Source organism: Vibrio celticus, from assembly GCF_024347335.1.
Taxonomy (GTDB): domain Bacteria; phylum Pseudomonadota; class Gammaproteobacteria; order Enterobacterales; family Vibrionaceae; genus Vibrio; species Vibrio celticus.
The window spans coordinates 1771891-1783927 of sequence record NZ_AP025463.1; the positions used below are offsets into that span (position 1 = coordinate 1771891).

Genomic DNA, 12037 nt, shown 5'->3' on the forward strand with positions numbered 1-12037 from the left:
AGAGCAATAAGGCTCTCATTCATCAATGCGCTAGTTTGTTGGTTCGCTATAACCTAGATTTCGATTATCGTTCCGAACATGCCATAGCTCTGAGAATACATAGCTCTGTGAATAACATTAGCGAATTAGCTAAAGCAAATCTTATTCCAAAATAACGGGGATTGATGGAAACATGAAGCATTAGATTAAAATAGCGCAAAATATGAGAGTTCACTGGGTGGAGTTGTCTGAAATAACCAGTATCGGCTAACGTTATAGTGACAACTTGATAACGAACGCTATAGATACGCTCTCACAGTCAATCCGTATTGGCGTGTTTATTGCTTTATGGGGTGTATATGATTGCGCACAGTACAAAATGTCCTAAGTGCATTCAGACCAAAGAAAATCAATTGGGTGAAGTATGTCTGAGATAAAAGAATTCAAAGAACAATATGAAAAAACAGAAGCAGCTTGGCCAATCGGTGTCCAAAGAATAGAGAAAGAGATCAAAACAGGTATCTGGGTAACGACGCAATGGGAATTGACGGGGTTTGAACTGTCGCCAGAAGACGATGCCCAAGACGTTTGTTTGCTCCAACTACATAAAGACGAGCGTACAGACTATCGTTTCAACCTAAGCTCTCAGCAACCTAAGCTTTTCTTAGTGATGGATAATGTCGATTCTGGTATTAAGCCAATCATTCAGTTACTTACAGCATCACAAACCGTTGCAGGGCAATACATGGACGGTGACAACCAAGTCCTTTCATACGACATTCCATTGCCTGTACAAGCTTGGATGGAAGCATTCATCGGTCGTCATGGCGAGTTATTAGAAGCAAGACGTAAGAAACGTAAAGGCGCGGGTCGATCAAATGGCAACTAACTTTTTTAGCCGTTGGTCTCAACGAAAGCTTGATGAATCGACCGACCAACCATTAGAAGCGCAACAAACGCTTGAGGAAACTGAGCTTACTTCCGCAAAGACTTCGTCTGCTGCTTCATCTATAGACGCAGAAACATCAGAGTCATTAGAGCGTGAGACTTTAGAAAATGGTGCTTTAGATAATGAGTCTACAGAACACAATGAAGACGCTCACGCTGTCGATTCTCAAGCTATAGACTCTCAGGAGATAGCATCAGAAACGACTGAAGACTTGTCTGTTGCTCAATTATTGGTGTCTGAAGCATCAGAGAGCGTAAAAAAAGCGGCATTGCGTAAATTATTTCTCTCAGAAGAGTTCAACGTTCGTGATGGTTTAGATGATTACGACGACGATTACAGTAATTTGAAGTCTCTTTCTGAAGGGGTGGCGGAAACCTTGCGTGATTGGGTTAAAGACAAACCGGAAGAAGAAACTGCGCCAGAAGAAGAGCAACTTATTGATAATAAAGACGAAGGTGAAGTTTTAGAGAATTCTGAAAGCGATCTTGAGGGATCTGACAATGAACTTGAAACGTCAGAAAGTGCCGAAATAACCGAACAAGAAAAAGAACTGTATGAAAACACAGTGTCAGATAATAACGCTACAATGTCAGAAGAAGCTGACCTGAAAGAGATGGGACAAAATATACCACACAAAGAATAGGTACATTTTGACTAAACACTCAATGAACCGCTTGCGACAAAATGTCCCAAGCGGTTTTTTTATACGCACAATAAACGTTATAAAGGACTAAATTACTGATATATAAGGCATATTAAATTGGCATGGCATTTGCTAAATAACGTTCATTATCAACTTTTTTGTAGATAGACGAGTTCACGGTCTGACCAACGACACACTGGCTAAAGGGTTAGTTGTTAACGGATTACTCAGCAAGTTCTCTATCGCTTACTACAATGAAGGTTGAACAGATTATCCATGTCCAAAGATGGAACTGAGCAATGCTTAAACAATTATTAGAACAAGCAACTTCAAATAACGCTAAAGCAAGACTGTATGCATTTGAAAATACAGTTGAGTTAACAAATCTGATTCCACCTACTGTTAGCTACGAAAGCGGCGGTAATACACTTGTTATTGGTCCAACTGCGATCATTGAAAGTGCTGCGGCTCAATTACCTCAATTGACGAGCCTAACCTTATTGTCAACAGATGGCGAAAAGGGCACAAACCCAGAACTGTACTTCGCGAATTCGGTTCAAGTATCCGGTTTCCTTGGCACGTTTGAAGTTGTGATCGAAAACAAAGGCACATCAAGCAACCTAGCGAAAGTCGCGATTAATCACGATTGTTTCGATGTTGTTTTAGACCTATGTCTGAATAGCTGCATGGCAGAAGAAGTACCTGTACCGGGTTATTACCCAGTAGGCCGCGGCTATCCAAAGCTGGCTGAAGCACTGGAAGAGATTCCAACGCTTATGGGCACATTTGATAAGCCTAAGTTCTTCCGTCTAGACACTGACCTTTGTGCGCACAGTTCTCGTGGCGTAAAAGGCTGTGAGCGTTGTGTAGATGCTTGTCCTGCTGGCGCACTATCAAGTGAAGGCTCGGATAAGACCGGTCATAAGATCGAGATTAACCCTTATCTATGTCAAGGCGTTGGTACTTGTGCAACTAGCTGTCCTATAGAAGCGATTACCTATGCGCTTCCAAATCCTGACGACACTCAAAAGTTTATTGAACGTACGCTAGCGAACTATGAGCAAGCGGGCGGTCTGGATCCAATCATACTTATCTGTAGCTCTCGTCATGAGACTTACAATGTGATGGCGCTAAAAGCACTGCCAGATAACGTAATTCCAATCGTAGTTGAAGAACTGCCTTCTATTGGTATCGATACTTGGTTTGCAGCGCTAGTGAATGGCGCAACTCAAGTTCTGTTTGCTGCTTCTCGTTTTATGCCAGAAACCATCATTCGTGTTCTGAATAACGAAGTAGGGATCGCTCAAGAGTTACTCGACCAAATCGGTGTTCCAAAAGATACCATCGATATTCTGTATTTAGAGTCTCTACGTGAAGGTCCTCCAACTTTGTGTGTTGATTCATTCGATCTTGCACTTGGCGATCTTCAAGGCAATAAACGTCAACGCCTATTCACAGCACTTGATGCTATGTCTTCATCTCGCATTCCTGTTGAGAACATTGTTGAGCTTCCATCAAATGCGCCATATGGCACGGTTTCGTGTGAAAGCAAAGATTGTACGTTGTGCATGAGTTGTGTGGCGGTTTGTCCTACGCGTGCTCTTCATACCGACGGCGCATCTCCATCACTTAAGTTTGTAGAACAAGACTGTATTCAATGTGGTCTGTGTGAAAAGGCGTGTCCTGAAAATGTTCTGACTCTAACGCCTCGTATGAACTGGGTGAAAGAAGAACGTCAGAAGGCAGTTGTGATTCATGAAGAGAAAGCAGCGGAATGTATTCGTTGTCATAAGCCATTCGCACCGCAGTCTATGATTGACATGTTACAAAACAAGTTACGCGGTCACTCTCATTTTTCAGACGAATCAGCAATCAACCGTATTGCGATGTGTGAAGACTGCCGTGTGATAGATATGTTTGATTCGATGGCTCAAGACCCATTGAAACAACTGAAATACTAGGAGTTGGCATTGGAAACGAATTTAGATCAAGAACAGACACTAAGAACTGAAATCTATTTGGTTCTTTCTGCATTGTTTCGTCGCGCACCTTCTGAAGAGGTGATTGATTTTCTAAAGACGCTAGACATTGAAGCGTCTGAGAGCGCAATGCAAAAAGCTTGGATTGCTATTCAACAAGCGGCAACAGAATCAAATCGCGAAGCGTTAGAAGACGAATATCAAGATCTGTTCATTGGCATTGGCCGTGGAGAGATTGTTCCATTTGGTTCTTGGCATCGCACTGGCGCCATGATGGAAAAACCATTAGCAGAGATTCGTCATGATTTAGAGCTTTTAGGCATTGAACGTGATGATCAAGTAAAAGAGCCGGAAGATCATATTGCGGCATTGTGTGAAGTAATGGCCATGCTAACCGGTGAAGAAGAAGCCCTGCAACAAGCGGTTTTCAATAAGCACCTTGGTCCTTGGTTCAACTCTTTTACGCGTCAGCTTGAAAGTGCAGAAAGTGCCAACTTCTACAAATCGGCCGCTCAGCTGTGTGAAGCATTTTTAACGTTAGAACAAGTGCGTTTTAGCGTTAATACAAAAAGCAGTAAGCATAAATTAAAGATTGATGTGAAAAACGTCACTGATTACGAGTAATCGAGCAGTACGCGATTATATCGATAGAGGGGCATTAAGCCTCCAAAAGATCTACCGTAAGGTAAGGAAGCAATGATGAAAGATAATAAAGAAATAAACACAAGCCGTAGGGACTTACTCAAAGGCTTAACGACTGCAGCCGTAGCTGGTGCCGTTGTCGCTGGTACAACGAAAGTGGCAACTGCTTCAGAAACGGTTGAAATGCCGAAAGAAGACATGAAGAAGACGGGCTATCGTGAAACGCAACACATTCGTGATTACTACGACACACTTTAGGAGATAACGGATGAAACTTGTCAAACGCTCCGATAGTGTGAGCAAAGAAACCAATCAACTGGGTGTGTCTCGACGTGCCTTCATGAAAAACACTTCATTAGCCGCTGGTGGCGCGGTAGTAGGCGCAAGTCTATTCGCACCGGGCATGATGAAAAAGGCGCAGGCTAAATCAGTCGACCCTGAAGCGAAAACAGAAGTGAAACGTACTATCTGTTCTCACTGTTCTGTGGGTTGTGGTATTTACGCTGAAGTTCAAAACGGTGTTTGGACAGGTCAAGAGCCTGCATTCGATCACCCATTTAACGCTGGTGGACACTGTGCGAAAGGTGCAGCACTTCGTGAGCACGGCCACGGTGAACGTCGTCTTAAGTACCCAATGAAATTAGAAGGCGGTAAGTGGAAGAAGCTTTCTTGGGAACAAGCGATTGAAGAGATCGGTAACAAAGCGCTAGAACTTCGCAAAGAGTCTGGCCCTGATTCGGTTTACTTCCTAGGTAGTGCAAAACACAGCAACGAGCAAGCTTACGCATTCCGTAAGATGGCGTCGCTTTGGGGTACCAACAACGTTGACCACCAAGCGCGTATTTGTCACTCAACCACAGTAGCCGGTGTTGCAAACACTTGGGGTTACGGCGCAATGACAAACTCGTTCAATGACATGCACAACTGTAAGTCGATGCTGTTCATTGGTTCAAACCCTGCAGAAGCTCACCCAGTAGCAATGCAACACATCTTAATCGCGAAAGAGAAAAACAACTGTAAGATCGTTGTTGCGGATCCTCGTCGTACGCGTACTGCTGCGAAATCTGATCACTATGTTTCTCTTCGCCCAGGTTCAGACGTTGCGTTTATCTGGGGCGTGTTATGGCATGTCTTTGCTAACAAATGGGAAGACCAAGAATTCATCCGCCAACGTGTATTCGGCATGGACGAGATCCGTGAAGAAGTTGCGAAGTGGAGCCCAGCTGAAGTTGAGCGCGTTACTGGCGTAAGCGAAGAAGACGTTTACCACACAGCAAAACTGCTTTCTGAAAACCGTCCGGGTTGTATCGTTTGGTGTATGGGTGGTACTCAGCACACGACTGGTAACAACAACACACGTGCTTACTGTGTACTTGAGCTTGCGCTAGGTAACATCGGTAAGTCAGGTGGCGGTGCAAACATTTTCCGTGGTCACGATAACGTACAAGGCGCAACTGACCTTGGCGTACTGTCAGACACACTTCCAGGTTACTACGGCTTGTCTGAAGGCTCTTGGCGCCACTGGTCGAAAGTTTGGGACGTAGACTTTGACTGGATCAAAGGTCGTTTCGACGACAACGCTTACGGCGGTCAAAAACCAATGAACAGTGCAGGTATTCCTGTCTCTCGTTGGGTTGATGGCGTGCTTGAAGACAAAGACAAGATTCGTCAACGCGAAAACATCCGTGCCATGTTCTACTGGGGTCACGCAGTGAACTCTCAGACTCGTGGTCCAGAGATGAAGAAGGCGATGCAGAAGCTGGATATGATGGTTATCGTTGACCCATACCCAACAGTCGCGGCAGTAATGAACGACCGTACTGACGGCGTTTACTTGCTTCCAGCAACCACTCAATTTGAAACCTACGGCAGTGTAACGGCATCAAACCGTTCTCTACAGTGGCGTGACAAGGTGGTTGATCCTCTGTTCGAATCTAAGCCTGACCACGAAATCATGTACCTTCTCTCTAAGAAGCTTGGTTTCTCTGATCAACTGTTCAAAAACATCCGTGTTGAGAACAACCAACCATTGATTGAAGACATCACTCGTGAATTCAACAAGGGTATGTGGACGATCGGCTACACAGGTCAAAGCCCAGAGCGTTTGAAAGAACACCAACAAAACTGGCACACATTCCACAAAACCACACTTGCTGCAGAAGGCGGCCCAGCGAATGGCGAGACTTACGGTCTTCCTTGGCCATGTTGGGGCAACCCAGAGATGAAACACCCAGGTACGCATATCCTTTACGATACGTCTAAACCTGTCGCTGAAGGCGGCGGTAACTTCCGTACTCGTTTCGGTGTGGAGTTTGAAGGTCAAAGCCTATTGGCTGAAGACAGCTACTCAAAAGGCAGCGAAATCAAAGATGGCTACCCTGAGTTCAGTGACAAACTACTGAAACAACTGGGTTGGTGGGATGACCTAACAGCAGAAGAGAAAGCCTCTGCTGAAGGTAAAAACTGGAAGACTGACGTTTCTGGCGGTATTCAACGCGTGGCTATCAAGCACGGTTGTATTCCTTTTGGTAACGCGAAAGCGCGTGCGATCGTTTGGACATTCCCAGACCGCGTACCACTGCACCGTGAACCACTTTACACACCACGTCGTGACCTAGTTGCTGACTACCCAACATGGGATGACAAAGAAGCGATTTTCCGTGTACCTACGTTGTACAAGTCAATCCAAGAGCAAGACAAGTCTGGTGAATACCCGATTATTCTTACTTCTGGTCGTCTGGTTGAGTACGAAGGTGGTGGTGAAGAAACTCGTTCTAACCCTTGGCTAGCTGAGCTTCAACAAGAGATGTTTGTAGAAGTGAACCCGAAAGACGCGAACGACATTGGCTTTAAAGATGGCGATGACGTTTGGGTTGAAGGTGCTGAGAAAGGCCGTATTAAGGTGAAAGCGATGGTAACACGTCGTGTGAAACCGGGTCTGGCGTTCATTCCATTCCACTTCGGTGGTAAGTTCCAAGGCGAAGATTTACGTTCTAAATATCCAGAAGGCACTGATCCTTACGTTATTGGTGAAGCTGCTAACACAGCAACCACATACGGTTACGACCCTGTCACGTTGATGCAGGAAACTAAAGTAACCCTTTGTAATATTCGTAAAGCGTAAGGAGTCTTAAAATGGCTAGAATGAAATTTCTTTGTGACACCAAGCGTTGTATCGAATGTAACGGTTGTGTCACTGCATGTAAGAATGAAAATGATGATGCTCTAGAATGGGGTATTCAACGTCGCCGTGTTGTAACACTGAACGATGGTGAACCGGGTGAAAACTCTATCTCAGTAGCGTGTATGCACTGTACTGATGCACCTTGTATGGCAGTTTGCCCAGCAGACTGTTTTGAACATACAGAAGACGGCATCGTACTTCACAATAAAGATCTGTGTATCGGTTGTGGCTACTGCTTGTTTGCTTGTCCGTTTGGCGCACCTCAATTCCCTAAACAGGAAGCATTTGGTGAGCGCGGTAAGATGGACAAATGTACCTTCTGTGCAGGTGGCCCTGAAACAGAGCCAGGTTCTGTTGAAGAGCGTCAGAAGTACGGTGCGAACCGTATTGCTGAAGGCAAACTACCAATGTGTGCTTCTTTATGTTCAACCAAAGCACTGTTAGCGGGTGATGCAGAGAAAGTTTCTGATGTATTCCGTCAGCGTGTTGTTGAACGTGGTGCGAAAGGTGCAGGTTGGACAGACGGCAACGACCTTTCTTACGATGCGACTAAGAGCTAAGTAGGAGAGACATATGCTTACAACGTTTAAGCGTCTCTTCCTTGTTGTGCTGCCAATGTTGGCAGCACTGACAATGCTTTCTCCTATGAGTAATGCATCTGAGACGAACTCATCACAAACTCAATCGAGCTCTGCTCAACGAGAAATCACACAGCTTGCTGGTGCCGATTTTTGGCGACAAGTAAGAAATGGTGAGGAAGGTTACACCACATCTCAATCAGCTGAGCACGGTGTGTTAATCAGTACTCCAGGTCAAACGTGGTACATATTGAAAGAGAAGTGGATGTCACCAGCCGGTGCGGTCGCTATCTTTGGCAGTATTGCTTTCGTGACTTTGATGTACGTTGTGATTGGCCCGCTAATGCTAAGCGCGCCAAGAACCGGTCGTAAGATCAAACGTTGGTCTCGACTAGACCGTGCCTTGCACTGGAGTATGGCGTTTACCTTCTTAACACTGGCGTTCAGTGGTTTGATGTTGGTTTACGGTAAGCACTTCTTGAAGCCGTACATTCCAACGGATCTATGGGGCTTCATCGTTCTACTGGCCAAGCGATACCACAACTACATCGGCCCGATTTTCTATGTGCTGTTGATGGCTGTTCTTATCAAGTGGTGGCGCAAGTCTATCTTCAAGATGGTCGATATCCAGTGGTTCATGAAACTGGGCGGCATGGTAGGGAAACACAAAGGTTCTCATCCATCTGCTGAGTTTTCGAACGCGGGTGAGAAAGCGCTGTTTTGGCTATTGATTGTTATGGGTAGTGTCGCTGCGATCAGTGGCTTGGTTTTAGACTTCCCAATCTTCGGTCAAACGCGTCGTGATATGGAGCTTTCAAACCTAGTCCACATGTTGGCTGCTTTGATCCTTATCTGTGGCTTTGTGTTCCACATCTACATCGGCTTGTTCGGTATGGAAGGTGCACTAGAAGGCATGGTAACAGGCGAAGTTGATGAAACTTGGGCAAAAGAGCACCATGACCTTTGGTACAAAGAAGTGATGGAACAAGAGAAAAACGGCGTTGAACAAAGCGCAAACGCTGCAACAGAGAAAACGGAAGGGGTGAATAAGAATGAACAAACCTCATAAAGGTATTTGGGTTGCTTACATCCTAAGCTGCTTTACACCATTTACTTGTCTTCTCTCTGGTGTGGTTGCCATCATCTACGCGGGCTATCGTTTAGATAAAGGCGAAGACGGCGAAGTAGTGGATACCCATTACTACGGCTTGATTCGCTCGTTCTTCTTGAACCTGACGTTCTTTGTTGTGCTTATCGTGACGGTAGCGACCTCTAATGGCGTGTTGATTGGTGTGAACGATTACTGGTATCAAAACCATATTATCGATGACATCGCTTACTACATCCCGTATGTAGGCATGTTGTTTGGTGGTGTTGCGATTGTGGTTTGGTTTATTCGTATGTATCAAGGTATGCAGCGTTTAAGTCAAAACCTACCGCAAAACCCGACAACAGGTCCAAACTTGTAGTCGAGTATTGGCTCATTAGATAGCGAATTATCTAGCACAATAATCCTTTTGAAAGCCCAATGATTTCGGTCATTGGGCTTTTTGTTTCTAATCAGCAACGAAACTTAATGAAGCATGGTATTGACCGCTTCAATATGGTGCAACTCCCTTAATTGGTGCAATTCTTGTTTCCATTTTCACCCTTATTAAGAACCAAGAAAGTGCACCGATAAATTTATGCGCTATTAATCAGTAACTTAAAAGCAAAAACTGTTGCACGAAAATTACACCACACACTTGGAACGCATCTTGCGTTCACTGTTGAGTCTTTAATTAATTACAACATTGAATCGCACGATATCAGTGCAAATCAGATAAAGCGAAGGAGAATGCTTTAATGAGTGAAACGGTGACTCAAGTTCATAGTGCAGTACAAACCCTTACCCAAAGTTCAGATACTTTATTCCTATTACTCGGTGCCATCATGGTTTTCTTGATGCACGCTGGCTTTGCATTTCTAGAAGTCGGTACCGTTCGAAAGAAGAACCAAGTAAACGCGCTCGTTAAGATCCTGTCGGATTTTGGTGTCTCCGCCATTGCTTACTTCTTTATCGGTTACTGGGTTGCTTACGGTGCACACTTTTTTGCAGACGCAGAAACACTGTCGCAAGGCAACGGATATGAGCTGGTGAAGTTCTTCTTCCTTATGACATTCGCTGCGGCAATACCAGCGATCGTTTCAGGCGGTATCGCAGAGCGTGCACGTTTCTACCCAATTTTGATTGCGACACTGTTTACGGTTGGTTTCATCTATCCATTTTTTGAAGGCATCATTTGGAACGGCAACTTTGGATTCCAAGATTGGCTAGAAGGCCAGTTTGGTTATGGGTTCCATGACTTCGCAGGCTCTGTAGTGGTTCACGGCGTAGGTGGTTGGATTGCTTTGGTTGCGGTTTACTTCTTAGGGATGCGTAAAGGTCGAATCCGTGCAGGCAAACACACCAACTTCGCACCATCGAATATCCCATTCTTAGCACTAGGCTCTTGGATCTTATGTGTCGGTTGGTTCGGCTTTAACGTAATGTCTGCACAAGCAATCAGCGGCATCAGCGGCCTAGTGGCGATGAACTCACTCATGGCTATGGTTGGCGGTATTCTTGCGGCTCTAGTTGCAGGTAAAAATGACCCAGGTTTCATCCACAATGGTCCTTTGGCTGGTCTCGTCGCTATCTGTGCGGGCTCAGATTTAATGCACCCATTGGGCGCCTTGGTGACTGGCGGTGTGGCAGGTGCGCTGTTTGTTTACCTATTTACTTACATGCAAAACAAAACACAGATCGATGATGTACTGGGTGTGTGGCCTCTACACGGCGTATGTGGCGCTTGGGGTGGCATTGCAGCGGGTATCTTCGGTTCGCAAACATTCTGGGGGCTAGGGGGCGTAAGCTTTGCTTCTCAAGTTGTCGGTACACTAGCGGGCATTGCTGTGGCTTTGATTGGCGCACTGATTGTTTATGGTGTATTGAGCAAACTAACAGGCCTACGTTTAAGTGAAGAAGACGAATTCAACGGCGCGGATCTTTCTATCCATAAGATCTCGTCTATCAACGAAGACTAACGTCGTTCACTTTGATGGGTTTAAGCTAATCAAGTAGACATCAGTGAAACAGAACTAAGCGGCTTCGGTCGCTTTTTTTGGTTCTGTGAAAAGCTAAACCAAGAGTTTGAGTAACAACGGCAGTATCCATCAAGCGAGTTATGTCACAAATAGCCAATGAATTCAGTTGCCTAAGACTATGGTCTAATCCCTAAAACTATTGTTGGAATTTGAACAGTGCTAAGCTGTTACAAAGTGACATATTGAAAAGGACGTTGTATGCATTTCCCATATCGAAATATCGTAATTCTTACTGGCGCTGGCATCTCTGCGGAGTCGGGGATACAAACATTCCGAGCACAAGACGGGCTATGGGAAAACCATAAAATCGAAGATGTCGCAACTCCAGAGGGGTTTGCTAGAGATCCCGACTTGGTTCAAGCATTCTATAACAAGCGTCGCCATGGCTTACAAGGTGAGAGCATTCAACCAAATTCCGCCCATAAGGCACTAGGTGAGCTCGAAGACAAACTTGATGGCAAAGTAACAATCATCACTCAGAACATCGACAACCTGCACGAGAGAGGCGGTAGCAACAACATTATTCACATGCACGGTGAACTTTTAAAAGCACGTTGCAGTGAATCGAATCAAGTTATCGAACATAAAGACAACATCGAAACCGGCGAGCTTTGTCATTGCTGTCAAATTCCAGCGCAGATGCGCCCTCATATTGTGTGGTTTGGCGAGATGCCATTAAGAATGGGTGACATCTATTCAGCACTTGAAGAAGCGGATCTGTTTATCTCTATCGGAACTTCAGGTGTTGTTTATCCAGCGGCAGGCTTTGTTCATGATGCGAAAATGCATGGTGCACATACTATCGAGATAAACCTCGAACCTAGCGCGGTTGAAAGTGAATTTGAAGAGAAGCGTTACGGCAAGGCGAGTATCGAGGTGCCTAAACTGGTTGGCGAGCTATTATGTTCAGCGAAGGGCTCTTTAACGGCCTAAGCCTACAACACATCAGTTTCTGAA

The 12037-nt window shown here is 45.1% G+C and carries 11 protein-coding genes; all 11 read left to right on the forward strand.

What is annotated here, in order from left to right; genetic code table 11:
- Nucleotides 1-403 precede the first annotated feature (403 nt).
- Nucleotides 404-868: a DUF3305 domain-containing protein gene (locus tag OCV19_RS08265; RefSeq protein WP_065677479.1), complete on the forward strand. Its 465-nt coding sequence runs from the start codon at nucleotides 404-406 to the stop codon at nucleotides 866-868.
- Nucleotides 858-1571: a DUF3306 domain-containing protein gene (locus OCV19_RS08270; RefSeq protein WP_065677480.1), complete on the forward strand. Its 714-nt coding sequence runs from the start codon at nucleotides 858-860 to the stop codon at nucleotides 1569-1571. The genes OCV19_RS08265 and OCV19_RS08270 overlap by 11 nt, the downstream gene beginning before the upstream one ends.
- A gap of 299 nt (nucleotides 1572-1870) precedes the next feature.
- Nucleotides 1871-3532 carry a 4Fe-4S dicluster domain-containing protein gene (locus tag OCV19_RS08275; protein ID WP_065677481.1) on the forward strand — a complete coding sequence of 554 codons (1662 nt, stop codon included), beginning with the start codon at nucleotides 1871-1873 and terminating at the stop codon, nucleotides 3530-3532.
- Nucleotides 3533-3541: 9 nt separating this feature from the next.
- Nucleotides 3542-4174: a TorD/DmsD family molecular chaperone gene (locus OCV19_RS08280; RefSeq protein ID WP_065677482.1), complete on the forward strand. Its 633-nt coding sequence runs from the start codon at nucleotides 3542-3544 to the stop codon at nucleotides 4172-4174.
- Nucleotides 4175-4249: 75 nt separating this feature from the next.
- Nucleotides 4250-4450 carry a twin-arginine translocation signal domain-containing protein gene (locus OCV19_RS08285; RefSeq protein WP_004733728.1) on the forward strand — a complete coding sequence of 67 codons (201 nt, stop codon included), beginning with the start codon at nucleotides 4250-4252 and terminating at the stop codon, nucleotides 4448-4450.
- Between the two features lie 10 nt (nucleotides 4451-4460).
- On the forward strand, nucleotides 4461-7316 hold the full coding sequence (locus tag OCV19_RS08290; protein ID WP_065677483.1) for a formate dehydrogenase subunit alpha: 2856 nt from the start codon (nucleotides 4461-4463) through the stop codon (nucleotides 7314-7316).
- A gap of 11 nt (nucleotides 7317-7327) precedes the next feature.
- Nucleotides 7328-7936: a formate dehydrogenase FDH3 subunit beta gene (fdh3B, locus tag OCV19_RS08295; protein WP_004742271.1), complete on the forward strand. Its 609-nt coding sequence runs from the start codon at nucleotides 7328-7330 to the stop codon at nucleotides 7934-7936.
- A gap of 13 nt (nucleotides 7937-7949) precedes the next feature.
- Complete coding sequence (locus OCV19_RS08300) at nucleotides 7950-9023, forward strand: formate dehydrogenase subunit gamma (RefSeq protein ID WP_065677484.1); 1074 nt, start codon at nucleotides 7950-7952, stop codon at nucleotides 9021-9023.
- Nucleotides 9007-9423, forward strand: a complete 417-nt coding sequence (locus OCV19_RS08305; protein ID WP_017059624.1) for a hypothetical protein — start codon at nucleotides 9007-9009, stop codon at nucleotides 9421-9423. Before OCV19_RS08300 ends, OCV19_RS08305 begins: the two co-directional genes overlap by 17 nt.
- A 376-nt stretch (nucleotides 9424-9799) precedes the next feature.
- A complete protein-coding gene (locus OCV19_RS08310; RefSeq protein ID WP_065677485.1) occupies nucleotides 9800-11020 on the forward strand; it encodes an ammonium transporter in 1221 nt (406 codons plus the stop codon).
- Between the two features lie 258 nt (nucleotides 11021-11278).
- Nucleotides 11279-12013 (forward strand): Sir2 family NAD+-dependent deacetylase, encoded by a 735-nt coding sequence (gene cobB, locus OCV19_RS08315; RefSeq protein ID WP_065677486.1) that lies wholly within the window; start codon nucleotides 11279-11281, stop codon nucleotides 12011-12013.
- The last annotated feature ends 24 nt before the right edge of the window (nucleotides 12014-12037 follow it).

What these genes read in the sequence shown, in the direction of transcription:
- OCV19_RS08265 (WP_065677479.1), top strand. Translation starts at nt 404, where the DNA reads ATGTCTGAGATAAAAGAATTCAAAGAACAATATGAAAAAACAGAAGCA.
- OCV19_RS08270 (WP_065677480.1), top strand. Translation starts at nt 858, where the DNA reads ATGGCAACTAACTTTTTTAGCCGTTGGTCTCAACGAAAGCTTGATGAA.
- OCV19_RS08275 (WP_065677481.1), top strand. Translation starts at nt 1,871, where the DNA reads ATGCTTAAACAATTATTAGAACAAGCAACTTCAAATAACGCTAAAGCA.
- OCV19_RS08285 (WP_004733728.1), top strand. Translation starts at nt 4,250, where the DNA reads ATGAAAGATAATAAAGAAATAAACACAAGCCGTAGGGACTTACTCAAA.
- OCV19_RS08290 (WP_065677483.1), top strand. Translation starts at nt 4,461, where the DNA reads ATGAAACTTGTCAAACGCTCCGATAGTGTGAGCAAAGAAACCAATCAA.
- fdh3B (WP_004742271.1), top strand. Translation starts at nt 7,328, where the DNA reads ATGGCTAGAATGAAATTTCTTTGTGACACCAAGCGTTGTATCGAATGT.
- OCV19_RS08300 (WP_065677484.1), top strand. Translation starts at nt 7,950, where the DNA reads ATGCTTACAACGTTTAAGCGTCTCTTCCTTGTTGTGCTGCCAATGTTG.
- OCV19_RS08305 (WP_017059624.1), top strand. Translation starts at nt 9,007, where the DNA reads ATGAACAAACCTCATAAAGGTATTTGGGTTGCTTACATCCTAAGCTGC.
- OCV19_RS08310 (WP_065677485.1), top strand. Translation starts at nt 9,800, where the DNA reads ATGAGTGAAACGGTGACTCAAGTTCATAGTGCAGTACAAACCCTTACC.
- cobB (WP_065677486.1), top strand. Translation starts at nt 11,279, where the DNA reads ATGCATTTCCCATATCGAAATATCGTAATTCTTACTGGCGCTGGCATC.